This is a genomic window from Streptomyces sp. NPDC002870 (assembly GCF_042888505.1).
GTDB lineage: Bacteria > Actinomycetota > Actinomycetes > Streptomycetales > Streptomycetaceae > Streptomyces.
In genome coordinates, this window is sequence record NZ_JBIAPW010000023.1 from 19,367 (window position 1) to 43,001 (window position 23,635).

A 23,635-nucleotide genomic window follows, 5' to 3' on the forward strand; every position below is an offset into this window, starting at 1 on the left:
CTCGCGTGGGGGCGCGGCGGTGCGCAGGAGGTTCAACGGACTGCGGAATGCTCGGCTGTGCTGGTCTTTCAGCAGACCGGACAGATGGCGCTGGACATGCGGCCGAGGTCGACGTGCCGCCGACTCACCAAGGCAATTCCAGCTCGAGACATGACGGAAGCGTGTCACGGCGATCCGAGGGCAGTCCACCGTTATCCAGAATGTGGACAACACCGTCCTGCATCGCGAGACGGTGTGTTGCCCGTCACTCAGCCGTGAGCGCTTGGCCAGGGACCGGGAGCGGCCGCTTCGGACTCCTCCGCGACCACGGTGTCGAAGAGAGTGAAGCCTCGCCGCAGATAGTTGTCCATGGCGTGCGGGCCGTCCTTGGAGCAGGTGTGCAGCCAGACCCGCTTCGTCGGCGTCAGCCCCGGCCACCGCTCCGCCAGGTCCCAGGCCCTGGCGACCGCGTACGACAGGAGATGGCCACCGATCCGCCGGCCCCGGAACGACGGGATCAGCCCGAAGTAGACGATCTCGACCGACCCGCCGTCCTGCGCCTGAAGCTCCGCATAGCCTGCCGGGGTGCCCTTCTCGTACGCCACCCAGGTCTCCGTGCCCGGCCTGGCGAGCAGCTCCTCCCACTGTGCGTACGTTATGCCGAGCCGGTCGTTCCACCGGACGTCACCGCCGACAGCCGTATACAGAAAGCGGCTGAACTCCGGGGACGGCACCTCGGCGCGGACGATGCGCACATCCCCGTCGGGCGCGGCGGTCGGACGCAGATCCGCGGGCGAGGTCTGTTCCAGGGACCAGGTGGTCACGGTGATGCTCATGCCGGCCAGGGAATCACGACCCCCTGATCAGACCAAAGCCGCGTCCCCTGATCACTGAGGATCACTGAGGATCGCGGTGGGCGCGGCGCACGGCCGGGGCCGTGGAGTGCGGCAGCAGCTCGGCCGGCTGTTCCGGCCCCACCAGCTCCACCTCGACGTACTCGACGAAGCGGTACGGGCGGTGTGCGAGGACCGGCGCCAGATGCCGCCGCAGCCGCGACATCTCGGCCCGTACCGTCCCCGTCCGCGTCCCGTCCCCGAAGATGTCCTGCGCCAGCTGCGCGGCGCTGCGCCCGTCCCGGTGCAGCGTCAGCACATACAGCAGCTCGGCATGGCGGGGGCTGAGCTCCTGCACCCAGCTGCCCGCGTCGCCCGAGACGGTGACCGAGGGAAGCCGGGGTCTGCTCAGGTCCAGCACCACCCGGGCCGGCGCCGCGGTGGAGCGCTCCTCGTCCACCCGTACCAGCCAGCCGCCGGGCAGCGGCTCGACCGTGCACATGCCGAGCGAGGGCAGCCAGAGCCGGCCGCCGCCGATGGACTTCGGCAGCGGCAGCCGACCGGTCGGCGGCATGCCGGTGACCGCGGCGGGCCAGCCGTTCACGTCCACGGCCAGTGCCCGGCCGGCCAGCCTCGCGAGCAGGGGGGCCGCCACACCGCGCAGCCGGTCCAGCGCCGCGAAATGCCGGTTGCGCAGCTCGGCCTCCGCGAGCCGGGCGACCGAGGTGACCAGTGAGAGGGTCGCCGGATGCATGGTGGACACCGGTCCGCTGATGTCGACGACACCGATCAGCCTGCCGTCGCGCGGATCGGTGACCGGCGCGCCCGCGCAGGTCCAGTTGTGGTGGGCGGAGACGAAGTGCTCCGCGGAGTGCACCTGGACCGGCCGCCGGGAGACGAGGGGGGTGCCGATGCCGTTGGTGCCGACGAGGTCCTCGTTCCAGTCGGCGCCCAGCACGAACCCGTGCGAGTCGCCCTTGCGCAGCACGGTCGCCTTGCCCTCGCGCCAGAGCAGCTTTCCCTCCGTGTCCGCGACGACCATGATGTGCTGCGCCGCCTCGGCGATCGACACCAGACCGTCCCGCAGGACGGGCAGCACTTCCCGTAGCGGCGAGGCGTGCCGGCGGCGTTCCAACTCCTCCAGCGGCAGCAGGCCGGCCCTTCGGCCCCGGTCGGGATCCACGCCCCCGCGCAGCATCCGCTGCCAGGACTCCTCGATGTCGGCCCGCGGGCCGACTCGCGACGGGCGACCGCTGAGCGTGGCGTCCCGCACTCCCTTCAGCAGCCGGGCGGCCTCCGCGGTGTCCATGGCGGCGAGTCTGGCCATGTCGAGTGATGTCGTCTGCACTGGGGTCCTCCTGGGCGAGGCCAGCGTCCGAGTGCGGGGGGCTGACACAATCGTGCCCCTCCTGGCCGAGAGCCGTGGCGATACGGCGGACAAAGCTGCAACCCTTTGCAACCCTCGCGAACGGGTGTGCGTGTGTACGAGGCTGACGGAGCACCGGTTCGTTCCGGTGGTCCGTCATGCACCGCACCGCCCTGCGTTGTGGGGTGCATGACGGAGCGCGGGGTGGTGCCGTGTCGGCGCAGCACCACCCCGACAGTCTTCCCTGAGGCTCGCACCGTGCGGCGACGGCGCCCGGAGGGGCCGGTTGTGGTCCGCAGTCCGCAGCCCGCGCTGTCAGACCACCGCTCGTGCCCGGTCCACGATCGACGCCAGGTCCAGCGTGTGCGGCAGCGTGCCGAAGGCCGCGCCCCAGTCCCCGCCCAGCCGCGACGCGCAGAACGCGTCCGCCACCTCCGGCGGCGCCCAGCGCACCAGTAGCGACCCCTGAAGCACCAGCGCCATCCGCTCCACCAGCCGCCGCGCCCGCGCCTCGATGCCGTTCAGATCGGCCAGCTCGGTCAGCAGGTCCTTGATCGCCCCGTCCAGCCGGTGGTCCGCGCCCCGCGCCGTGCCGACCTCCTGCAGGAATGCGTTCAGCGCCTGCGGCTCCCTCTGGAGCGCCCGAAGGACGTCCAGCGCCTGTACGTTGCCCGAGCCCTCCCAGATCGAGTTGAGCGGCGACTCCCGCAGCAGCCGCGGCAGCCCCGACTCCTCGACGTAGCCATTGCCGCCCAGACACTCCAGCGACTCGGCCACCGTCGGCGTACACCGCTTGGTCACCCAGTACTTGGCCGCGGGCACCGCAAGGCGTAGGAACGCCCGCTCCTCCTCCGTGTCGGCGTCGTACGCCGCGGCGAGCCGCAGCGCCAGCGTCGTAGCCGCCTCCGACTCCAGCGCCAGATCGGCCAGTACGTTGCGCATCAGCGGCTTGTCGATCAGCAGCCCGCCGAACGCGCTGCGGTACGCGCTGTGGTGGATCGCCTGCGCGACCGACTGCCGCATCAACGCGGCCGATCCGAGGACGCAGTCGAGCCGGGTCGCCGCCACCATCTCGATGATCGTGCGCACCCCGCGCCCCTCGTCGCCGACCCGGCGCGCCCACGTCCCGTCGAACTCGACCTCGCTCGACGCATTGGACCTGTTGCCCAGCTTGTCCTTGAGCCGCTGGATCCGGAACACGTTCCTCGTCCCGTCCTCCAGCACCCGAGGCACCAGGAAACAGGTCAAGCCCCCGGCCGCCTGGCCGAGTACCAGAAAACCGTCACTCATCGGAGCCGAGCAGAACCACTTGTGACCGGTGAGCACGTACTCACCGTCACCGGCGATGGGCTCGGCCCGCGTCGTATTGGCCCTGACGTCGCTGCCGCCCTGCTTCTCCGTCATCCCCATCCCGAACAGCGACCCCGCCTTCAGCGAGGCAGGCCGCAGCCCCTCCTCGTACACCCGCGAGGTCAGCCGCGGCTCCCACTCGGCCGCCAGCGCCGGGTCCGTACGCAGCGCCGGGACGGAGGCGTGCGTCATCGACAGCGGACAGCCGTTCCCGGCCTCGGCCTGCGTCCACACCAGGAACCCGGCCGCGCGCCGCACATGCCCGGCCGGGGTGCCCCATGCGTTCGTCAGACCCGCGGAGACGCCGTGGCCCAGCAGCCGGTGCCAGGCCGGATGGAACTCGACCTCGTCGATCCGGTTTCCGTACCGGTCGTGCGTCCGCAGTTTCGGCGGATTCTCGTTGGCCCGCACCCCCCATTCCTGGGCCTGCGCGGAGCCCGCGGTGCGGCCGAGCTCTCTGAGCTCTTCCTGTGCCTCGTCGAGGAGTTCCGGCGCTACATGCCGCTCCACGCCCTCGGTGAGCGCCTGGTCGGAGGTGTAGACGTCGTACCCCACCAGGGGCGGAGCCTGGTTGGTCACTGTGTGGGTGGTAGCTGCCATGCCGATACGGTAAGGAGGTGCAGGCAGCAAATGAAACACCCGAGCGGCCATCGGGCCGACTCCACCGGGCCCGAGTGCTCTACCGCAACGTCTCCAAGCGGAAGATGGCATGGCTGCTGCTGAAGGACACGGTCAATTCGTGCATCGAGTACCGCATCCTGGGCCTCGCCGCCGAGGCGGCGTTCTTCACGCTGCTGTCCCTGCCGCCGCTCATGCTCGGCCTGATCGGTCTCCTCGGCTATATCGACAACTGGACCAACACCACCACCGTCGCCTCGATCGAGGAGAACATCCTGGCCGCGGTCGGCACGGTGCTGTCCGAACGGGGCGTCAACGAGATCGCGAAGCCCCTGCTGGCGGACGTCACCCACGGCGGCCGTCCCGACATCATCTCCATCGGCTTCGCGATCGCTCTGTGGTCGGGATCGCGGGCGGTGAACGTCTTCATCGACACCATCACCGTGATGTACGGCCTCGACGGGCAGCGCGGCATCGTCGCCACCCGGCTGCTCGCCTTCCTGCTCTACATCGTGGCCCTGCTGATCGGCGCGGTGGTGCTGCCGCTGGCGGTGGTGGGGCCTGACCGGGTGGTGGAGTTCATCCCATGGAGCACGGAAGTCGTCAGCGTCCTGTACTGGCCGGTGGTCAGCCTGCTCTCGATCGCGTTCCTGACCACGCTGTACCACGTGTCCGTCCCCGTCCGGTCCCCGTGGATCGAGGACGTGCCCGGAGCGCTGGTGGCGCTCGGGATGGGTGTGTTCGGCAGCTTCCTGCTCCGCATCTACCTCACCAGCACGGTCGAGGGCCCCACGATCTACGGCTCGCTCGCCGCGCCCATCGCCGTCCTGCTGTGGATCGGCCTCACCGCCTTCGCCGTCCTGGTGGGTGCGGCGGTGAACGCCGCGATCGACCGCGTCTGGCCGTCGGTCGCCACGGCCGCGGCCCGCGCGGCCAACGAACGCGTCCGCGCCGCCCACGCGGCGGAGGTCCTGGCCCGGGCGAGGGCGGCCCACGTCTTCGGGGACGAGGACGACGACGATGACGACGCGGACGACACCGGGGAGATGCCCTCGGAGTTCCCGGAGCGGTGGTCGCGGTTCCTGCCGCCGGACGATGTGAAGTCCCGGCTGCACACGACCCGGGAGCACCGTGCGAAGGAGCACCGCGACAACGGCCGCGACAACGGCCGCGACAACGGCCGCGACAACGGCCGCGACAACGGCCGCGACATGGAGTCCAAGGAGTAGGCCGCCGGGCGGAGAGGGCGAGGACTCAGACCGAGCCCGGATGGCCCGGGCCGTTGTCGTCATCGCGGCGGCGCGGGAAGAGGCGCCGCAGCCAGGAAGCACGGTCCTCCTCCTGTGCCGGTTCGGCCGACTCCGACTGGGGGGCCCTGGCCCGTGGTGCCTTCGGCGTCTCCCTTCTCGTCTCCGCCGGTCTCTCCGGCTGTCTCTGGGCGCGGCGGCTCGGGAACGGGTCCGACGGTCCCGCAGCCGCACCGCGAGCCACGTCGACGACCCGGTAGTGACCGGTGACCGCCGCGTTGCGGCCGGCGACCCCCGCTGCGATCTGGATGAAGTCGTGTTGCAGCTCCGGGTCCAGTCCGGCGTGGACCGGGTTGGACACGCCGACGGTCACCACCAGTCCCGTACCGGGCCTCTCGAGCCCGAAGGGCAGCAGATCGGCCAGCTCGGCGCCCCACTCCATGACCAGGACGCGCATCAGGACGGGCGCCGGGATGTCCGGCAACAGCCGCACCATGCGCTGGGGCAGTGTCGTGGCAGCCCAGGTGACGACAGCGGACGTGGTGGTCCCGCTCGGAATGGGCAGGCGGATCACATAGGACGGCTGCCCCAGGAGATGCCCCCGGTGCGGAGGAGGCACGGATTCGAAGAATCCGCCTGTCGCAACGTGCAGCGCCGTGGCGAACGGCTCCAGCGGATACACGTTCGCGGGAAGGACGACTTCCAGCACGACCCACGCGGCGGCGTCGGGCGCGATGGCGTGAAGGAGATCGTCCCGGTCCCTGGTCAGCGATTCGCGCCGGTCCAGGAACCGCTGCCGCTCCGCCCGGGCCCAGCCGCCCGGCACGTTCGCGAGCGGTTCGTAGTCCCAGAGCGAGAGCGCCGCGTCGTAGTGGCGAATGGCCTCGGCAGGGGCGTCGGCCGCCTGGGCCTCGTGTGCGAGCTCGACATGGCGCTCCATGTCGAGCAGGTCGAGATCGATGTCGTCGAGCGGCAGAACGAAGGCGTGGTCCGCGGCGCGAACCGGGTGTCCGCGTTCCTGCAGCCGCCCGACCAGTCCGCGCAGATCTTCGCCCGCTCCCGGGGAGAGCGTGCGCAGTTCGGTGACGGGCACTGGGCTGCCGCGGGCCAGCAGCAGCCGCGCCAGCACCACGCTCGGCTCGTACGGCACCTCCAGCACGGTCGCGCCGTCCTCGGCCATCGGCGAGCCGAGCACCCGGTAGTGGAGCCTCTGCGTCGGCACCGAGGGGGAGGGGAGAGTCTCCTCCGTGAGGGCGCTCAGCCGGGCTTCGCCCATCGCTCGTCGCCGGGGATCCTTGTCGAGCAGTTCGAGGATCACCGAACGGAGCGCGGGGGACAGGTCCGCGAGCTGCGGGCTGTGCCTCTCGCGCGTAGCCTCCAGATGCCCTCGCAGCACGGTCTGAAGATCGTCCCCGGGTATCGCGTACGAGCCGGTGGCGAGTTCGTACAGCACACAGCCCAAGGAGTACAGATCGATCGGCCCGCGCGTGCTCCCGTCACTGGACCTGATGCGCTCGGGGGCGAGATAGCGGGGAGTCCCGGGCAGGCCGAACTCCCCGATGGTGGCCGATGCGGTGAGTCGCACCTCGGTGGCGGTCCGGTCCGGAGTCCGTGCCTCCAGCGGCTGGGCCCACGCCACGCCGTAGTCGCAGAGCACGGGACCGCGCTCCGGCGACATCAGGATGTTGGCCGGCTTGATGTCACCGTGCACGAACCCCGCAAGGTGCAGTACCTCGATCCCGGTCAGAAGATCACGCGCCAGCTCCGTGAGGCGCTCCTCCACCAGGCCGGACGGCAGTCGTGCCAGGAGTTCGCGCAGCGATCCTCCTTCCACCAGCTCCATGACCAGGAAGCATGCGCCGTCCTGGGCGAACCCGTCGTACACGGCGGCCAGTTGGGGGTGCCGCAGCGAAGGGTGGGAGGCCAGATGGCGCGCCTGCGCCACGAAGTCCTCCGAGATCGCCTCCCGGTCGGCCGATGACACACCGGCGCCGAACCGGTAGATCTTGATGGCGACCGGGCGCCTCCAGGACCGGTCGTAGGCACGCCGGACCTCTCCGGTCGCGCCCCTGCCGAGCAGTCCGCCCACCTCGTAACGGTTGTCCAGGAGCTCCATCGCACCTTGTGGGGTGCCGGCGCCGTACGGCTCCGGCCCCCGCAGCAGCTGCACGCTCTCCCGGCTCACCAGCGCGAACGGATCGCCCAACGCAGCCCCGACCGGCCCGCCCCGCCCCGCCACCAGGGCGCGGAACTCGCCCGGGACCGCACCCGCCCGCGACTCGAGCTGGGCGCTCACCCGGCCCAACAGCCGGGTCGTGGCCGCCAGCGCCGTACGCGGCAGTGTCCCCAGCAGCACCTCGCGGACCCCGGGACGGAAGACGTACGAGCCCGCCGCCGCGTCCGGAAGCGCCTTCAGCATCCCGCTCAGCACCACTTCCGCCAGATGCTGCGGTTCCGGACGCTCCTCGATCGCCGCCTGCACCAGACGCATCACCGGCAAGTGCGCAGTGCCGACGGCCAGATGGGCCGCCAGCCGGAAGGCCTGGCGCGAGGCGAGCGAACGGAACCGCAGGACCAGCTCCTCCGGCTCCACATCCTCCAGGTCGAGCCCCTCGGCGCCGAACGCGCCCGGTGGCCGGGCGGTCGCGTAAGCAGCGGTGCCCGGGATCCGGGTGCCGCCCGAAGTGGCCACCAGGGACGCCCAGTTGCCGAGCCAGGCCGGCGAAGGCTCCAGCACGGGAACCGGGACGCCCTCCCCGCCCGGGCCGCTCTCGTAGGGGACGAAGTCCAGCGCCGCGTTGGCGGCGCCTGGGCCGGGCGCGGAGAGGAGCCCGGCCGCGGGAGGGAAGGCGGTGTGACGCCACAGGCGTTCCGGAAGCGGCTGCACGACCGCAACCGGCAGCTCGTTCGCCCAGGCGCGCAGTGTGCGGTACCACTGCCGGCCGGCCGGGCCCTCGCGCCACTGCGGCCCCATACAGTCGCTGATCACCATGACGGCGGTGCGGCCCCGCTCCCAGTGCCTCTGCGGCACTTCGCCGCGCGCATCGAGGAGCACGCTGTCCACCGTGCGGAACGCACCGGTCTGTTCCATGGCGGTTCGCAGATCGCGCAGCAGCGGCCGCCACATGGGCATGGTCGGTCCACTGTCGAAGACGAGGCGGAGATGCAGCCAGCGCTCTCGCCGTGGCCGCAGCACGGGCAGCCACAGCTCGCGCCGGGCGCCCAGCGTCGCGATCCGGTTGACGGTTTCCGTCTCGTCCAGCTCCCAGCCGTGCGCGCTGGGCACCCTGCGGCTCAGCGGGCGCACGGAGCGCTGGATCGCCAACGGCCGGGGGAGCATGGGCGGGGCGGGCGCCAGCAGTGGCGCGTATCCACCGCCGGTCCCGCCGTCCGGGTCGGCTCCCTCGCCTGCGGCGTCGAACGGTGCGGAGGGCGGACCGGCAGGAGTGTGCAGCGGCACCCGCTCGGGGTGCGGGGCGCTCCTCGGCGGCTGCGCGTCGCGTGCCGTCACCGGTGGGGACGGCTGAGGCGGGTCCGCGCGTGGCCGCTGCCCGCCGACCGGAGGCGACGGCATCCGGGCCAAGGACGCCGGGCCGTCCGCGGTGCCGACACCGGCCCCAGGACTCTCCATCTGCCGTGCCAGCCACAGCAGTTCGGCGAGCTCCCGACCGGTGGGCGGCTCCCCGGCGGCGTGGGCCAGCACCCGGGCCAGGGTGTCCAGCCGGTCAGAGGTCATCGCCGTCGAGCGCGTTCGTGGCCCGGCTCAGATACGGCATGAGGCTCTCCGCCAGGTCCTCGCGCGACACCGCGTCCAGCCCCGAGGCACGCGTCAGATAGATGGCGTTGAGCAACTGGTCGGTCGCCAGCTCTCCGGCGCTGCCCCGCTCCAGGAAGAGCGCCACCAGCTCGCGCGCCTCGTCGTCCGGCTCACCCAGGTGCGCCCGCACGATGTCCACCAGATGGACGGGCAGCGGCTGTTTGAGCTCGAGCGTCACGCAACGGCGGAGAAAAGCCGGCGGGAACTCCCGCTCGCCGTTGCTGGTGAGCACCACGAAGGGAAAGGCACGGCAGCGCACCCGGCCGTGCGGCAAGGTGACCCGGTCGTCCGAGTCCGCGATCAGGACATCCGCCGTCGGCCGTGTCCGTGCCGCGCGCACCAGCTCCGGGATCTCGTACTGGCCCTCCTCCAGGATGTGCAGGAGATCGTTGGGCAGATCGAGATCGCTCTTGTCGATCTCGTCGATGAGCAGCACCCGAGGATGCTCGTACGGCAACAGGGCGGTGCCCAGCGGGCCCAGCCGCAGATGGTCCTCGACCGCGCCGTCCTCTACGGGTCCGTCCTCTGCCCGGCGGCCCGCCGCGTACAGCCGGGACAGCGGGTCGTACTGATAGATCCCGTCCGTGAGCGTCGCCCGGCTGGTGATGTTCCAGCGCAGCACGGGTCCCAGGCCCAGCTCCCGGGCGACCGCGTAGGGCAGGCTCGACTTGCCGCTTCCGGGCGGTCCCGTGACCAGCAGCGGACGCCGCAGATACAGCGCCGCGTTGACCAGCTGGACGGCCTTCTCCGTCGGGCGGTACGTCTCGGCGCGATGGGCCCGGTACGGCGAGGCCGCAGCGTCCTCGTCCGCGCTGGGCAGGCCCAGCGGCGGCCCGCCGTTGAAGGCCCGCCAGGGCGGGGGCGGCGGCAGCCGGTGCACTCCGTCGTGGGGTTCGCTCGAGCCGCGGTAGACGGGCCACAGGGACATGCGGGTCGCTCCTGTTCTCTCAGCCGACAGGGGAGTCGTTCAGCCTGCGCGCCTCGGGAAACCAGCGGGGGTCCTCCCACACCAGGGACAGGCCGTCCGCCCAGTGCGGCTCCGGTCCCTCGTGGAGGAACGCCCGCCTGCGCAACTCCAGGACGCGCTCGGGCAGTTCGGTCGGCGGCAGCTGGGCGAGCTGCTCGGCCAGCGTGTCGAGGAAGCCGTCGCGCCGGCAGTCCAGAGCACACTGCCCGGCGCCGCGCCTGCCCGGGCAGCCCGTCCGGGGCCACAGCACGATCGGCGACGGCGCGTCCAGAACCGCTCGGTGCAGCTCCTTGTCGCGCGCGGACTTCGGCGGTCTGGCCATGCCCACCGGCCCGTGCACCTCCTGCAGTTGCACGGAGAGCCGCTCGGGCCGCTGGGCACTGTCGCAGTGGACGGGGTGGACGGCGCAGCCCTCCTGCCGGTCGAGTACGTCCCACATCTTGCGCAGCTTGAACTGGAGCAGATCGCTGCTCCGCCGGTCCTGGTCCATCACCACGACCGGCGAGCGGCAGCCGAGCGGGGTGCGGATGCCCTTGCGCTGGGTCCACTGGTCGACCGGCTGGTTGATCCAGCCGCGCGGCAGCGCGAACGCGATCAGCTCCCGGCCCTCGGAATCGATCTCGCCGAACGCCTCGTCGACACGGTCCAGCGCCCAGTCCCGCACCTGGGCCCGGAGCAGCCGCTTCTCGCCGACCAGCAGGCGGTGGCCGTCGCGGTACGCGGCGACCTCCGCCAGCACGGCATTGCGGTCGGCCCCGCTGTGCCTGATCGCGACGAGGATGGGCGACCAGGGGCGCGCCGGGGCGCGCACACCGGCAGGGGCGGGCGGCTGCGGTGGCAGGTGCGGCGCAGTCGCGTGCAGCGGTGGAACAGACGGGGGAGGCGTCAGTGGGGGCGGGGGAGGAGGCGAGACCGCGCCCGCCGCGTGCCCGTGCGTGCCGCGGTGCGCAAGCGACCAGGCGCGCAGGTCCCGGCCGAGCGAGGAGTCCTCGACCAGGTCGGCCAGCCGTACGGCGAGTTCGGCGAGTGGGAGAGAAGCGGGACGGGGGAGGGTCTCGGAGAGCAGGTACCAGACCGCCTGCCACAGGTTGTTCACCGAGTGCGCCGGTACGTCGACGCCGAGCGGCGCAATCGCCGCCTGCAGCAGCCGGTCCACGGCGTATCCCGGCTCCGGCGCACGGGCGGTCAGTTCGATCAGCTCCCGCAGCCGGCGTTTCTCCTCGGCCGGATACCCAGGGGTGGGGATGAGGTCGGCGACGGGCGGCCAGTGGCGGGCGAGCACCTGCGCCGGGATCATCCGGCCGTTACGCACCGTCTCGTCGTGTGCGGAGACCATTCCGACCACGGCGCCGTTCTCCAGCATGACCGCGGATCCGCTGAACCCGTACGACGGTTCCTGGCCGTGACCCGCCCAGAGTTCCAGCTGACTCCACTCATTGCCGATCAACTGGCGGGAGGTGGCGCGTAATTCACTCTGCACACCCTCCTCGCCGTACCCGGCGGGGAATCCGTACGCCACGAGTTTCGGCGTCGGCATCCGGTGCGGCTCGTCGAGGCCTGCGAAGGCGGCGGGTGCGATCCGAACGGGCCGGCCCAGTTCGAGTACGGCGACATCGCCCGGGTCCTGATTCCGGCCGGACCATGCGCCGCGCACCGCCACCGTCGCGCGAACCGGCTCCAGACCGGGCACGCCGGTGAAGACGATCTCGGCCGCGTCCTCCTGGCCGACGACATGCGCGCAGGTCAGCACGTGCCGGTCGGAGACGAGGAAGCCGGATCCCGCCACCGCCCCGCCCCGGTCGATGCGGGCGTGCCACGAGGGCGAATCCATCACTGCCCGACCGCGGTCTCTCCGGCCGGGTCGGGCGCGGCCGAGGACGGTCCGTTCCCCGGGGACCAGGAGAGCTTGACGGTCAGATGACCCTCGGCGGAGCTCTTGGCGATGACCGCGCCGGCTTCCGCCATGAGCTTCACGCCGAACTCCAGCTCCACGCCGTCCGGTTTGAGTGTCCCGTCCCTGAAGACCTTGAGTGCGGACTCGGCCGCGGAACGGATTCCCACCAGCGCGTCGTCGAACGTACGCCCCACTTGGGCGAGGGAGTTCTCGCCGCGCGAGACGAGCTTGGCGCCCGGCCCGTGCCGGTCGACCTCGACCGTGACCTGCGCACCGCTGTCCGTTGTGAACTCCATCAGTGCCGCCACGGCCGCCCCCCGAGAACGCTCGACTTCACGCAGATCGCCATTGTGGCCTACAGCGAGTGACGTTGTCAGGCGAGCTGCGTGAGTGGCAACGCCGTAGCCTCGACGGTGTGTACGAGGAATGGCCGTCGAGGCTCGAAGGCGCCATCGTCTGGACGCGCACGGTGTCGGCGGGCGCCGTGTATCCCGTGCTCCCCGACGGCTGCATGGACCTGCTGTGGGCCGACGGCCGCCTCCTCGTGGCGGGACCCGACACCCACGCCCACGCCGCCGAGGTCGATCTCGCCCTCGTGTACGCGGGAGTGCGCTTCGCGCCCGGGACCGCGCCCGCGTTCCTCGGGGTACCGGCGCACGAGCTGCGCGACCAGCGGGTCGAGCTCGCCGACCTGTGGGGCGGTGCCGAAGCGCGCCGGCTCACGGAGCGGATCGACGAGGCCGCGGACCCGGTGAAAGAGCTGGAGGCCGTGGCGCTGCGGCGCGCGGCCGCGGCCGGCCCGCCCGATCCGCTGCTGAGCGAGGTGGTGAGCCGCCTGAAGGCGGGCGGCACGGTCGCGGGCGCGGCGGAGGCAATCGGCCTCGGCGCGCGCCAGTTGCACCGCCGCTCCTTGGACGCCTTCGGCTACGGGCCCAAAACGCTGGCCCGGGTGCTGCGGCTGCAGCGTGCGCTGACGCTCGTACGGGAAGGTGTGCCGTACGCCGAAGCGGCACTCGCGGCAGGCTGCGCCGACCAGGCGCACCTCGCCCGCGAAATGCGCGAGCTGGCCGGAATCACCCTGGGTGCCTACTCGGCGCTGGCGAACAGCGAGACGGCACAGCCGTCAGGGTCCAGAACGACCGCGTAGCGCTGCCCCCAGAAGGCGTCCCAGGGCGGCAGATGCCCCTTGTAGCCGGCCTCGGTCAGCTCGGCGTACACCGAGTCCACCTCGGCGGGGCTGTCACAGAGAAAGGCGAGACCGAGGCGCTCGCCGCCGCCGGCGGGCCGGGTCCAGCCGGGGTCGAAGGAGCGGACGGTCTCCTCGGTGTCCCACAGCACGCGCAGCCCGCTCGGCAGCGTGGCCTCGGCGTGGGGCGCGGAGTCGGCTTCGGCGGGGATGTCCAGGCCGAGCCGTCGGTAGAAGGCGAGCGAGGCGGCCATGTCGGCGACGACGAGGCCGATCGCATCGAGTCGTGGAGTCATGACCTCACCGTAGGCAGGGCCGGACCTGCGGTCTTGAACGAATCGGACGTCCGCGGTCTCGCAGGACCCGGTTCCTCGGCCGTTGCTCGGGGGCCTCGGGCGTCATTGTTTCGTAAGGGGGCGGTGCCGTAGACCGTGCTCAGTACGAGGACACTGGCCTTATGCACAACATTCTGGTCGTCGACGACGATCCGACCGTAGCCGAGGTCGTCACGGGCTATCTGGAGCGCGCGGGCTTCACCGTGGACCGGGCCGCCGACGGGCCAGAGGCGCTCCGGCTCGCCGCCGCGCGGCTGCCCGATCTGGTCGTCCTCGATCTGATGCTGCCGGGCATGGACGGCCTGGAGGTGTGCCGCAGGCTCCGGGCCGGCGCGCGCGCCGCCGTGCCAGTGATCATGCTGACCGCGCGGGGCGACGAGGACGACCGGATCCTGGGGCTCGAAGTAGGGGCGGACGACTATGTCACCAAGCCGTTCAGCCCGCGCGAGCTGGTGCTCCGGGTCGAGTCCGTACTGCGCCGGGGCGGCGCGGCGGGGGAGCGGCGGGCGGGGCCCGAGCTGGCGGCCGCGGGCATCGTGCTGGATCCGGCGGCGCGGCGGGCCACCAAGGACGGGCGTGAACTGGGCCTGACCCTGCGGGAGTTCGACCTGCTCGCGCACTTGATGCGGCACCCGGGGAAGGCGATCGGCCGGGAGCGGCTGATGCAGGACGTATGGGGCTGGGAGTTCGGCGATCTGTCCACTGTCACGGTTCATGTGCGGCGGCTGCGCGGCAAGATCGAGGATGATCCGGCAAGGCCGCGGCTGATCCAGACGGTGTGGGGCGTGGGTTACCGCTTCGACGTGCCCAGGGACGCCTCCCCGGGCGAGGGCGCACCGCAGGGTCACGCACCGCATGGCCAGGGGCCGCACGGTGACGCACCGCAGGGTCACGCACCGCGCAACCACGTACCACGAAACGAGGTCTGATCACCGTGCGGGACATGCTCCTCATCGCGCTCTTCGCCTTCCTCGGGGCCGCCGCCGTCGGCCTCCTCGGCGCGCTGGTCCTGCGTCTGCTGCGTCATCGGTCCGTCGCCGTCTCCCTCACCGTCGTCGCCGCCGTCGCGGTCACCGCCATGCTCGCCGGGACGCTCGCGGTCGCCCAGGCCATGTTCCTGTCCGCGCACGACCTCACCGTCGTCACCACGGTCGTCGCGATGACGGCGGTCGTCTCGCTCGCCACCGCGCTGCTGCTCGGCCGCTGGGTCGTCGCCCGCAGCCGGGAACTCGCCCTGGCGGCACGCTCGTTCGGCGACGGCGGCTCCTTCGCCGCCCCCGACGGGGCGTCCACCGCCGAACTGGCCGCACTCAGCCGCGAACTCACCGCCACCAGCGACCGGCTCGCCGCCTCCCGCGAGCGAGAGCGCGCCCTGGAGACCTCCCGCCGCGAGCTCGTCGCCTGGATCTCGCACGATCTGCGCACCCCGCTGGCCGGGCTGCGCGCGATGTCAGAAGCCCTTGAGGACGGCGTAGTCCAGGATCCCGAGCGCTACTTCCGCCAGATCCGCACCGAGGTCGACCGCCTCAACTCCATGGTCGGCGACCTCTTCGAGCTCTCCCGCATCCACGCGGGCACGCTGGCCCTCACACCCACCCGGATGTCGGTGTACGACCTGGTCGGCGAGGCGCTCGCCGGGGCTGACCCGCTCGCCCGGGAGTACGGCGTACGCCTCGTCGGCGACCGTGTCGAGCCGGTCCCGGTCGAGGTGGACGGCAAGGAGATGACCCGAGTCCTGGCGAACCTCCTCGTCAACGCGATCCGCCGGACCCCGGCCGACGGCACGGTCGCCGTTGCCGCCGAGCGCCGCGAGGAGTGGGTGGTGCTGTCCGTCACCGACGGCTGCGGCGGCATCCCGGAGGAGGACCTGCCCCGTGTCTTCGACACGGGCTGGCGCGGCACGCAGGCGCGTACGCCCCCGGCCGGGGCGGGTCTTGGCCTCGCCATCGTCCGCGGCATCGTCGAGGCGCACGCCGGCCACGCCGACGTACGCAATGTGACGGGCGGCTGCCGCTTCGAGGTGTCGCTGCCCGCGGCTGCGGCCAAAGGCCGTTGAAGAGCCTCCGTGCAGCCACCTCGCGCACGCGCGCTTCTTCGTCGCTGTCGCGGACGCGGTGGAGGCGTCTGCGGGACGACTGGGGCTTCACCCCGGACCCCGGACGCCCCGAGGCGCGGGGGCCGGGGCGGAGCCCCGGAAACAAGCCTCTTGGAGGTCCCCCCCACGCCCCGCCAGGGCGTAGGGGGAGGGTCTGGGGCTGAGCCCCCGGCTCGGTCAGTTCGCGGCGGCTGTCGCCCGCGATGCGGTGCCCTTCCCGTCCGCCGCCGTCGCGGTCCCCGGTGTGAGGAGCCGCTCAGCGAGGTACCCGAAGACCAGTCCGAAGCAGGTCCACAGGGTGACCTGGATGGCGAGCGTGGCCAGCCGGAACTCCCAGACCACGGTTGCCGGGAAGCCCTTCGGCACCTCGTTGAACGAGGGCAGGAAGGCGAAGGCGAGACCGGCGGCGACGACGAACGCGGCCGCCGCGGCGATGGACGCGTTCCAGTTGCCGAGGCGGGGAGCCAGGCGCCTGCCGAGGATCACCGCGGCGACCGTGAGCAGGACGCTGAGCAGGATCATCAGGAAGTACAGCGTTGTGCGTTGGCCGATCGTGTCGGGGTCACCGACGGCCGGCGGGTTCGGCGGGTACTTGAGGAACGGCACGACGTACACGCTCAGCAGCGCGCCGAGGGCGACCAGCAGGGCCGTGGCGCGCGGGCCGAACCGGCCGATGCGGCCGAGCGCGACAGCGAACGCGAGGGCGGCGATGCCGCCGATCGCGACGCCGAAGACCACTACGCCGGTGGCGAGACCGCCCGTGGACTGCATGGTGCGGCTGACGAGTTCCTCGCCGCCGTGCTCGTGGCTGTGGCTCTCCTCGAACGCGATGGCGGCGTCCACAGGGGACTCACCGAGCAGATACGCGACGACGAGAGCGAAGACGCCGGCGACCAGGCCCGCGAGCATGCCGCGGCCGAGCAGGCCTCTGACAGAAATGGAGTTCATGGTGTTTCCCCTGAGCTTTGAAGAAGTACTAGTGGCAGGGGAAGCCGAGCAGATGGCGTCCGTCGTGGACCCACTCGTGGACGTTCTCGCCGGAGATGAGCGAGGTGGCGCCCTGCTCGGCGCCGACGAAGTAGAGCAGAACCAGCATCAGAACGCCGAAGAAGAGCGCCCACGGGGCGATGGCCTTGAGCGAGATGGGGGTGATGGCCGGTGCGGCGGTGGCGGGCGCGGCAGAATGTGCCATGGCAGAACCTCCTGGGGGAACACGCGTCCCGATCGTGGTGCCTGAGACGAAGGTGCTGGGTCTGACTTCCCGCGGGGAGCGGGTACACAGTGGCGCGACCGTGCCGGATTCTCACCGGACTTCCGTCACACCTTCGTCATGTCCACGAGACCGTACCGCTTGCGGGCCTGCGCCGCTACGGCGCAGGGGCGCGTGACCGGGCGCCCGAACGCCCATGATGTGCTTGTTCCTTGGCCGCGAGGGAGAAGCGAGCGCACGGCATGACAGTACGGGTGATGTTGGTCTCACCGGCGACGAACGCGGCGCTGCGCGAGGCCCGCTTCGACGGCGACGCGCCGCTGGACGAGTCGGGAGCGCGCCGCGCCCGCGCCGCCGCGGGTGCGCTGCCGCGCGCGGACCGGCTGTTGAGCGGCCCGTCCGCGCGCTGCCGGGAGACAGCAGCCGAGTTGGGCCTGCGGGCGGAGCCTGCCGAGGCCCTCGGCGAGTGGGACCTGGGCCGCTGGCGTGGGCGACGACTGGACGAAGTGAGCGCGAGCGAGCCGGAGTCGGTGTCTGCGTGGCTCAGTGACCCGTCGTGCGCACCGCACGGCGGCGAGTCGCTGCGGTCGCTGTGCGCGCGGGTGGGCGCGTGGCTGGAGTCGCTCCCGCCCGACGCCGGCCGTGTCCTCGCGGTCGTCGACCCGGCGGTGACGCGGGCGGCGATCGTGCAGGCGCTGTCCCTGCCACCGGAGGCGTTCTGGCGCCTGGACGTCGCCCCCCTGACCCTGACGGAACTCACCGGGCGCGGCGGCCGCTGGAACATGAAGTGCGGACGCCCGCTGGGCCCGGAAGGCGGCTGACGCCCGCGCTCACGGCTCCTCGGCCGGCAGCGGCTGTTCCGTCCAGATGACCTTGCCGTCCGGGGTGTACCGCGTGCCCCAGCGCTCCGCGAACTGGGCGACCAGGAACAGCCCCCGGCCGCCCTCGTCCGTGGTCGCCGCCTGGCGCAGGTGCGGGGACGTGCTGCTGTGGTCCGAGACCTCGCAGATCAGCGAGCGGTCACGGATCAGCCGTACGCGGATCGGGCCCGTGGCGTACCGGATCGCGTTGGTGACCAGCTCGCTGAGGATCAGCTCCGTCGTGAAGGCCTCCTCCTCCAGACCCCACTCGGCCAGCTTGCGGGAGACGTCGGACCGCACCCGTCCCACGGCCGACGGGTCGGGCGGCACGTCCCAGTCGGTCACCCGGCTGGAGTCCAGGATGCGCGTACGGCCGACGAGCAGCGCCATGTCGTCGCGCGGGGTTTCCGGCAGCAGCTCCTTCAGCACCGCCTCGCAGGTTTCCTCCGGGCTCTGGTCCGCGTGCTCCCCCAGTGTCTGGCGCAGCAGCGCCAGGCCGTCGTCGATGTCGCGGTCGCGGTCCTCGATGAGCCCGTCCGTGTACAGCACCAGGCGGCTGTCCTCGGGCAGCTGAAGGTCCAGGGTCTCGAAGGGCAGCCCGCCGAGCCCGAGCGGCGGGCCGCCCGGCACATCGGCGAAGACCGCGGTGCCGTCCGGGTGGACGACGACAGGCTGGAGATGGCCGGCCCGTGACATCGTGCAGTGTCCGGACACCGGGTTGTAGATCGCGTAGATGCAGGTGGCTCCGGTGACCCCCTCCCTGCCCTCCGTGCCGTCCACGGTCTCTTCCTGGTCGATGCGGGCGACCAGCTCGTCGAGGTGCCACAGGAGCTCGTCGGGCGGTAGGTCCAGGCTGGAGAAGTTGTGCACCGCGGTCCGCAGCCTGCCCATGGTCGCCGCGGCGTGCAGGCCGTGGCCCACGACGTCGCCCACCACAAGCGCCACCCGGGCCCCCGGCAGCGGGATGATGTCGAACCAGTCCCCGCCGACGCCGCCGAGCCCGCCGAGCCCGGCCTGCGCGGGCCGGTAGCGGTAGGCGACGTCGATGGCGTTCTGCTCGGGCAGTCCGCGCGGCAGCAGACTGCGCTGAAGGGTCACCGCCATGGTGTGCTCGCGGGTGTAGCGGCGGGCGTTGTCGATGCTGACCGCGGCCCTCGCGACCAGCTCCTCCGCGAGGGACAGGTCCTCCTCCTCGAACGGCTCGGGCTTCTGGGAGCGCCAGAACAGCACCACGCCCAGAATCACGCCACGGGCGCGCAACGGCACCGCGATCATCGAGTGGATTCCGTGCTCGACGAGCTTCCTGGCCCGCTCCGGATCCTGCTTCTGCCATCCGGCGTACGCGGCCAGGTCCGACTCCAGGACCGCCTCGCCCCTGCGGATGCCGAAACCCACCCGCGTGGACGGCACAAAGTGGATCAGCTCGCCCAGCGGGTAGAGCGCGGTGTCCTCCTGCAGCCCCGTGAAGGCCACCCGGCGCATCTCGTGCCCGGGGCCCGCGGCCGTCGGCTCCTCGCCGCGCAGCACCTCCTCCAGCAGGTCGACGGTGGCGTAGTCGGCGAACCGCGCCGCGGCGAACTCCGTCAGCTCCTCGCAGGTGCGCACCACGTCGAGGGTGGTGCCGATCTCGGTACCGGCGTCGTACAGCAGCTTCAGACGCCCCCGCGCCACATCCGCCTTCCCGGTCAGCGCCCGCAGCTCGGTGGTGTCGCGCAGCGTCGCGACGCTGCCCGGCGGGCCGCCGTCCTGGTCCGTCGGGCGCTGGTTGACGGCGAGCAGCCGGTCTCCGATCAGATGCACCTCGTCAGTGGCGGTCCGCCCGGAGGCGAGCAGCCGGGCGGTGAGCGGGTCGAGGCCGAGGTCGGTGACCGGGCGGCCTTCCACGTCCGGCGGCAGATTGAGCAGCCTGCGCGCCTCGTCGTTGGCGAGCAGCAGCAGCCCCTCGCCGCCGACGATGAGCACGCCCTCCCGTACGGCATGCAGCACCGCGTCGTGATGCTCGTACATCCGGGTCATCTCGGCGGGGCCGAGGCCATGGGTCTGGCGGCGCAGCCGCCGGGTGACCAGCGCCGTACCGCCGGTGGTGACGAGCAGCACCGCCCCGGTGGCCGCGAACATCAGCGGGAACTGGTCCTGCACGACGTTACTGACACGCTCGATCGTGATCCCGGCGGACACCAGACCGATGACCTTGCCGTCACGTCCGGTGACCGGCACCACCGCCTGGACGAGCGGCCCGATCGTCCCGGTGATCTTCTCGGTCGTGATGCCGCCGGCCAGCGCGGGCCCCAGATTGCCGACGAACTTCTTCCCGATCCGGTCGGTCAGCGGGTGGGTGTAGCGGATTCCGTCGGTGTTGGTGACCACGATGAAGTCGACGCCGGACCGCTTGCGGGCCTCTTCGGCGCGCGGCTGGAGCACCGCCGTCGGATCGGGACTCTTCAGCGCCGCCTCGATGCCAGGCGAATGGGCGAAGGTCTCGGCGACGGCGACCGAACGGTTGCGGGCCTCGCGCTCGCTGTCGGCTCTGGACTGCAGGACGAGCGCGACCATGGCTGCCGCAACGAGCAACACCACGATCGCCAACTGCAGGAGAAAGACCTGACCTGCGACAGTTCGCATCCGCAGAACCGAGCGCGGGCGGCCGTAGCGTGCGGCCATATCCTATTTCTACACCTCCCGCATACGCTGAGCTATCTGCGCACCGTAGAGGGCAGAAGCCCCACGCGCGACGCGTTCGCCGCAGATTTAGTGGGGTCCCGCGGATCTGTTCGGCGGATCTGCGGCGGGGAGGGGCGGCGCGAACGTCGGTCAGGCGCGGCTCAGCAGCGTACTCACCGCCGCATGGAGCGTCGCCTCCGGATCCTGGACCGCACCCGGCGAACGCCAGGCCACGAAGCCGTCCGGGCGTACCAGCAGCGCGCCTTCGGGCGTCGTGCCGTGCATCGCGGCCCAGTCCGCATCGCCCTCGGGGACCAGATCGGCGTCCGGACCCGCACCGATCGCGTACGCGTCCAACCGCACGGACAGCCGCTCCGCGACCCTGCGCGCCGCTGCCTGCCATGCCGTGCCCGCCGCGCTGAGCAGCACGAACGACCGCTCGTAGAGGTCCAGGGTCGACACCCTCCCGGTCGGCCCTGCGACCCACATGTGCGGGGCCCGGGTGCCGGGGGCACCCATCAGCTCCATCCGCTCCGGCACGATGGGCCGGTCCGGGGTGACGCCCAGAACCGCGCCGTGCAGATAGCTGTAACCCATCGCCACCGCGAGGATCCCGCCCTTCTTGCCGCCGCCCGGGGCGATCGCGGGTGCGTAGCCGGGGTGGCTGTGTTCCGCCGAGCGTGACGAGGCGCGTTCGCTCGTCGCACGCGCCACCGGGCGCCGCTCCGCGTCGTACGTCTCGAGCAGCCCGGGACCCGCAGAGCCGTCAAGCACCAGCGCGAGCTTCCAGGCCAGGTTGTGGGCGTCCTGGATGCCGGTGTTGGAGCCGAACGCCCCGGTCGGGGACATCTCGTGGGCCGAGTCGCCGGCCAGGAAGACCCGGCCTGACGAGTAGCTCCCGGCGACGCGTTCCGCGGCGTGCCACGGTGCCTTGCCGGTGATCTCAACGTCCAGGTCCGGCGCGCCGGTTGCCTTGCGGATGTGCTCGGCGCAGCGCTCGTCGGTGAAGTCCTCGAGTGCCTCGCCCTGCTCGGGGTGCCAGGGCGCGTGGAACACCCACAGCTCCCGGTTGTCCACCGGCAGCAGAGCCCCGTCGGCCTCTGGGTTGGTCAGATAACAGACGATGAAGCGCCGGTCTCCCACCGCGTCCATGAGCCGGCGGGAGCGGAAGGCGATGCTCACGTTGTGGAACAGATCGCCGTTGCCCGTCTGGCCGATGCGCAGTTGTTCCCTGACCGGGCTGCGAGGCCCGTCGGCCGCGACGAGGTAGTCGGCACGCACGGTGCTGTGCTCGCCGGTGTCCCGGTTCTTCAGGACCGCCATCACGCCCGTCGGGTCCTGCTCGAAGCTCAGCAGTTCGGTGGAGAACCGCAGGTCGCCGCCTTGCGCGCGGGCACGGTCCAGCAGCACGGGTTCGAGGTCGTTCTGGCTGCACAGGCACCATGTGGTCGGGCTGAAGCGGGCCAGCCCGCCGCCGGGGTCGATCTCCTTGAACAGCCACTCCTGGTCGTCGCCGGTCAGCGAGCCCGCCTGAAGGATGCCGTGGTTGTCCGCGAGGACCGACGCGGCCTGCCGGATGTCCGCCTCGACCTCGGCGCCCCGGAACAGCTCCATCGTCCGCACGTTGTTTCCGCGCCCACGCGGATGCATCGAGGTGCCCGAGTGTTTCTCGACCAGCAGATGTCTGACGCCGTGGCGGCCCAGGAACACCGACGTGGACAGGCCCACCAGGGAGCCGCCCACGATCAGGACCGGTACGCGGTGGTCGACGTTCTCTTCCATCTCTGCCATGAGTCGCTCCAGCTCCTGCCGCCCGGGGGGATGGAACTTTCATGCCCTGTGGAGGAACGGTTCCCTCGCCCATTCACCCGCTTGGTTCTCAGCTCTCGCGCCAGTCGAAGTACCGGACCACGATCAATTGCGGGAGCGCCACCCGAGCCAGGGAGGCGGACCGTCCGTATCCGCAGGGTGGTTGAACCCGGGCGGATTCCACCGACGACGGACGAGGGGCCACAGCATGTGGCGGCCGAGCTGTCGATAAGGAGTGTGAATGATGACAACCCTGTCGGAACGGATATCGCAGTCCGCCTTCGATGGCTCCAGGCTTCGGGTCGTGCTGCTGCTGGATCTCCAGGACGGCGCGCAGAAGCAGTTCCTCGAGGCGTACGAGCATCTGCGCAACCAGGTTGCATCGATCCCCGGTCACATCAGCGACCAGCTGTGCCAGTCGATCGAGAACCCCTCGCAGTGGCTCATCACCAGCGAATGGGAGGGCGCCCCGCCCTTCCTCGCCTGGGTGAACAGTGAGGAGCACGTGAAGACGGTCCAGCCGCTGCACAACTGCGTACGGGACACCCGCTCGCTGCGCTTCAGCGTCCTGCGGGAGACCGGGCAGGCCTTCACAGAAACACCCGAACAGCTCAAGGGCAGGCTCCAGGCCGCACCCCGGGTCGGCGACGGAGTCGTACGGCATGCCCTCACCTTCACGGTGAAGCCGGGCAGCGAGAAGGAAGTCGCGAAGATCCTGGCCGGGTACACCTCCCCGGCGGCCCGCGTCGACGAGAACACCCGGCTGCGCCGCACCTCGCTCTTCATGCACGGCAACCGCGTCGTGCGTGCGGTCGAGGTGCAGGGCGACCTCCTCGCCGGACTGCGCCATGTGGCAAGGCAGCCCGAGGTCAGGGCCGTGGAGGAGGCCATCAACCCGTATCTGGAACAGGACCGGGACCTCGAGGACCCCGACTCCGCACGGATGTTCTTCACCCGGGCGGCGCTCCCGGCGGTCCACCACGTGGCGGGCGACGGACGGGACCCCGCCGAGCTGAGCCGGCACGCGCTCTACTACCCGGCCAAGGAGGGCTGCGGAATGGCGCTGGCCCGGCTGCTCGCCAAGCAGGACGAGGCGGCGGCCGAGAACCCCGAGAGCCCCATCGCGAGCAGCACCATCTTCCAGCGCGACGACATCGTCGTCCGCCTCCTCGATGTGAGCGGCGGGCTCAACGCGAAGCCCGCCCTGGCGCTCGGCGTCAACGGACCCCGCAAGGCCGCCACCCTCGCCCGGCTGCTCGCAGTCGGTGAGGACGCCATGCCGACCACCGACAAGGAGATGTCGCGATTCCTCGCGGACTCCGAAATGCACCTGATCACCGACCGGATCGCGTCGCCGGAATCCTGAACCGCGCGTCTGGCCATCACGGCCACCGGCCGAGCCGTCGGG

General features: G+C 71.5%; 19 protein-coding genes and 1 riboswitch. Of the genes, 6 read left to right on the forward strand and 13 right to left on the reverse strand.

Going from position 1 to position 23,635, the window contains the following annotated elements; genetic code table 11:
* Positions 1–68: 68 nt before the first annotated feature.
* The 4 genes from ACFYWY_RS25090 to ACFYWY_RS25105 all read right to left on the reverse strand — a co-directional run bounded on the left by ACFYWY_RS25090 (position 69) and on the right by ACFYWY_RS25105 (position 4,128).
* Positions 69–152 carry a putative leader peptide gene (locus ACFYWY_RS25090; RefSeq protein ID WP_351448512.1) on the reverse strand — a complete coding sequence of 28 codons (84 nt, stop codon included), beginning with the start codon at positions 150–152 and terminating at the stop codon, positions 69–71.
* 96 nt (positions 153–248) lie between these two features.
* The gene (locus ACFYWY_RS25095; RefSeq protein ID WP_389190264.1) at positions 249–815 is read right to left on the reverse strand and encodes a GNAT family N-acetyltransferase; all 567 of its coding nucleotides are present in this window, start codon (positions 813–815) and stop codon (positions 249–251) included.
* A 61-nt stretch (positions 816–876) separates the two neighbouring features.
* Positions 877–2,160 (reverse strand): GAF domain-containing protein, encoded by a 1,284-nt coding sequence (locus tag ACFYWY_RS25100; protein WP_389190265.1) that lies wholly within the window; start codon positions 2,158–2,160, stop codon positions 877–879.
* A gap of 333 nt (positions 2,161–2,493) precedes the next feature.
* The gene (locus tag ACFYWY_RS25105) at positions 2,494–4,128 is read right to left on the reverse strand and encodes an acyl-CoA dehydrogenase family protein (protein WP_389190266.1); all 1,635 of its coding nucleotides are present in this window, start codon (positions 4,126–4,128) and stop codon (positions 2,494–2,496) included.
* Positions 4,129–4,145: 17 nt separating this feature from the next.
* Between ACFYWY_RS25105 and ACFYWY_RS25110 the strand changes: the two genes are divergently transcribed.
* On the forward strand, positions 4,146–5,375 hold the full coding sequence (locus ACFYWY_RS25110) for a YihY/virulence factor BrkB family protein (RefSeq protein WP_389190267.1): 1,230 nt from the start codon (positions 4,146–4,148) through the stop codon (positions 5,373–5,375).
* A gap of 25 nt (positions 5,376–5,400) precedes the next feature.
* On the opposite strand, the gene ACFYWY_RS25115 is transcribed toward ACFYWY_RS25110, so the two are convergent.
* The 4 genes from ACFYWY_RS25115 to ACFYWY_RS25130 are packed head-to-tail and all read right to left on the reverse strand — an operon-like array spanning position 5,401 to position 12,379.
* On the reverse strand, positions 5,401–9,129 hold the full coding sequence (locus ACFYWY_RS25115) for an SAV_2336 N-terminal domain-related protein (protein WP_389190268.1): 3,729 nt from the start codon (positions 9,127–9,129) through the stop codon (positions 5,401–5,403).
* Positions 9,119–10,138 carry an AAA family ATPase gene (locus ACFYWY_RS25120; protein WP_389190269.1) on the reverse strand — a complete coding sequence of 340 codons (1,020 nt, stop codon included), beginning with the start codon at positions 10,136–10,138 and terminating at the stop codon, positions 9,119–9,121. The genes ACFYWY_RS25115 and ACFYWY_RS25120 overlap by 11 nt, the downstream gene beginning before the upstream one ends.
* A 19-nt stretch (positions 10,139–10,157) precedes the next feature.
* Positions 10,158–12,008, reverse strand: a complete 1,851-nt coding sequence (locus ACFYWY_RS25125; RefSeq protein WP_389190270.1) for a trypsin-like peptidase domain-containing protein — start codon at positions 12,006–12,008, stop codon at positions 10,158–10,160.
* On the reverse strand, positions 12,008–12,379 hold the full coding sequence (locus tag ACFYWY_RS25130; RefSeq protein ID WP_389190271.1) for a CU044_2847 family protein: 372 nt from the start codon (positions 12,377–12,379) through the stop codon (positions 12,008–12,010). Before ACFYWY_RS25130 ends, ACFYWY_RS25125 begins: the two co-directional genes overlap by 1 nt.
* Before the next feature lie 107 nt (positions 12,380–12,486).
* Here ACFYWY_RS25130 and ACFYWY_RS25135 point away from each other — a divergent pair, with 107 nt between their 5' ends.
* Positions 12,487–13,218, forward strand: a complete 732-nt coding sequence (locus tag ACFYWY_RS25135; RefSeq protein WP_389190346.1) for a DUF6597 domain-containing transcriptional factor — start codon at positions 12,487–12,489, stop codon at positions 13,216–13,218.
* Here ACFYWY_RS25135 and ACFYWY_RS25140 read toward each other — a convergent pair.
* Positions 13,158–13,553, reverse strand: a complete 396-nt coding sequence (locus ACFYWY_RS25140) for a VOC family protein (protein WP_389190272.1) — start codon at positions 13,551–13,553, stop codon at positions 13,158–13,160. The genes ACFYWY_RS25135 and ACFYWY_RS25140 overlap by 61 nt on opposite strands.
* A gap of 161 nt (positions 13,554–13,714) precedes the next feature.
* Here ACFYWY_RS25140 and ACFYWY_RS25145 point away from each other — a divergent pair, with 161 nt between their 5' ends.
* Together ACFYWY_RS25145 and ACFYWY_RS25150 are read left to right on the forward strand one after the other, a co-directional pair.
* Complete coding sequence (locus tag ACFYWY_RS25145) at positions 13,715–14,521, forward strand: response regulator transcription factor (protein ID WP_389190273.1); 807 nt, start codon at positions 13,715–13,717, stop codon at positions 14,519–14,521.
* Positions 14,522–14,526: 5 nt separating this feature from the next.
* A complete protein-coding gene (locus tag ACFYWY_RS25150) occupies positions 14,527–15,648 on the forward strand; it encodes a sensor histidine kinase (RefSeq protein WP_389190274.1) in 1,122 nt (373 codons plus the stop codon).
* Positions 15,649–15,864: 216 nt separating this feature from the next.
* Here the strand turns inward: ACFYWY_RS25150 and ACFYWY_RS25155 are convergent, their stop codons facing one another.
* The gene (locus ACFYWY_RS25155) at positions 15,865–16,635 is read right to left on the reverse strand and encodes a CbtA family protein (RefSeq protein WP_389190275.1); all 771 of its coding nucleotides are present in this window, start codon (positions 16,633–16,635) and stop codon (positions 15,865–15,867) included.
* A gap of 28 nt (positions 16,636–16,663) precedes the next feature.
* Positions 16,664–16,879, reverse strand: coding sequence for a CbtB-domain containing protein (locus tag ACFYWY_RS25160; RefSeq protein ID WP_355835489.1), 216 nt, complete (start codon positions 16,877–16,879; stop codon positions 16,664–16,666).
* Positions 16,880–16,924: 45 nt separating this feature from the next.
* Positions 16,925–17,017: riboswitch (adenosylcobalamin (AdoCbl) riboswitch) on the reverse strand.
* Positions 17,018–17,139: 122 nt separating this feature from the next.
* Here ACFYWY_RS25160 and ACFYWY_RS25165 point away from each other — a divergent pair.
* Positions 17,140–17,718 carry a histidine phosphatase family protein gene (locus ACFYWY_RS25165; RefSeq protein ID WP_389190276.1) on the forward strand — a complete coding sequence of 193 codons (579 nt, stop codon included), beginning with the start codon at positions 17,140–17,142 and terminating at the stop codon, positions 17,716–17,718.
* Positions 17,719–17,727: 9 nt separating this feature from the next.
* On the opposite strand, the gene ACFYWY_RS25170 is transcribed toward ACFYWY_RS25165, so the two are convergent.
* Together ACFYWY_RS25170 and ACFYWY_RS25175 are read right to left on the reverse strand one after the other, a co-directional pair.
* Positions 17,728–20,418 carry a SpoIIE family protein phosphatase gene (locus ACFYWY_RS25170; protein ID WP_389190277.1) on the reverse strand — a complete coding sequence of 897 codons (2,691 nt, stop codon included), beginning with the start codon at positions 20,416–20,418 and terminating at the stop codon, positions 17,728–17,730.
* A 150-nt stretch (positions 20,419–20,568) separates the two neighbouring features.
* Positions 20,569–22,200 carry an FAD-dependent oxidoreductase gene (locus tag ACFYWY_RS25175; RefSeq protein WP_389190347.1) on the reverse strand — a complete coding sequence of 544 codons (1,632 nt, stop codon included), beginning with the start codon at positions 22,198–22,200 and terminating at the stop codon, positions 20,569–20,571.
* Between the two features lie 271 nt (positions 22,201–22,471).
* Between ACFYWY_RS25175 and ACFYWY_RS25180 the strand changes: the two genes are divergently transcribed.
* Complete coding sequence (locus ACFYWY_RS25180) at positions 22,472–23,593, forward strand: SchA/CurD-like domain-containing protein (protein ID WP_389190348.1); 1,122 nt, start codon at positions 22,472–22,474, stop codon at positions 23,591–23,593.
* Positions 23,594–23,635 lie beyond the last annotated feature (42 nt).

Bases quoted from the DNA above. Each gene is read 5' to 3' on its own strand.
- ACFYWY_RS25140 (WP_389190272.1), bottom strand. From the start codon at position 13,553: ATGACTCCACGACTCGATGCGATCGGCCTCGTCGTCGCCGACATGGCC.
- ACFYWY_RS25105 (WP_389190266.1), bottom strand. From the start codon at position 4,128: ATGGCAGCTACCACCCACACAGTGACCAACCAGGCTCCGCCCCTGGTG.
- ACFYWY_RS25155 (WP_389190275.1), bottom strand. From the start codon at position 16,635: ATGAACTCCATTTCTGTCAGAGGCCTGCTCGGCCGCGGCATGCTCGCG.
- ACFYWY_RS25180 (WP_389190348.1), top strand. From the start codon at position 22,472: ATGACAACCCTGTCGGAACGGATATCGCAGTCCGCCTTCGATGGCTCC.
- ACFYWY_RS25115 (WP_389190268.1), bottom strand. From the start codon at position 9,129: ATGACCTCTGACCGGCTGGACACCCTGGCCCGGGTGCTGGCCCACGCC.
- ACFYWY_RS25125 (WP_389190270.1), bottom strand. From the start codon at position 12,008: ATGGATTCGCCCTCGTGGCACGCCCGCATCGACCGGGGCGGGGCGGTG.
- ACFYWY_RS25120 (WP_389190269.1), bottom strand. From the start codon at position 10,138: ATGTCCCTGTGGCCCGTCTACCGCGGCTCGAGCGAACCCCACGACGGA.
- ACFYWY_RS25165 (WP_389190276.1), top strand. From the start codon at position 17,140: ATGACAGTACGGGTGATGTTGGTCTCACCGGCGACGAACGCGGCGCTG.
- ACFYWY_RS25090 (WP_351448512.1), bottom strand. From the start codon at position 152: ATGTCTCGAGCTGGAATTGCCTTGGTGAGTCGGCGGCACGTCGACCTC.
- ACFYWY_RS25175 (WP_389190347.1), bottom strand. From the start codon at position 22,200: ATGGAAGAGAACGTCGACCACCGCGTACCGGTCCTGATCGTGGGCGGC.
- ACFYWY_RS25160 (WP_355835489.1), bottom strand. From the start codon at position 16,879: ATGGCACATTCTGCCGCGCCCGCCACCGCCGCACCGGCCATCACCCCC.
- ACFYWY_RS25145 (WP_389190273.1), top strand. From the start codon at position 13,715: ATGCACAACATTCTGGTCGTCGACGACGATCCGACCGTAGCCGAGGTC.
- ACFYWY_RS25170 (WP_389190277.1), bottom strand. From the start codon at position 20,418: ATGGCCGCACGCTACGGCCGCCCGCGCTCGGTTCTGCGGATGCGAACT.
- ACFYWY_RS25095 (WP_389190264.1), bottom strand. From the start codon at position 815: ATGAGCATCACCGTGACCACCTGGTCCCTGGAACAGACCTCGCCCGCG.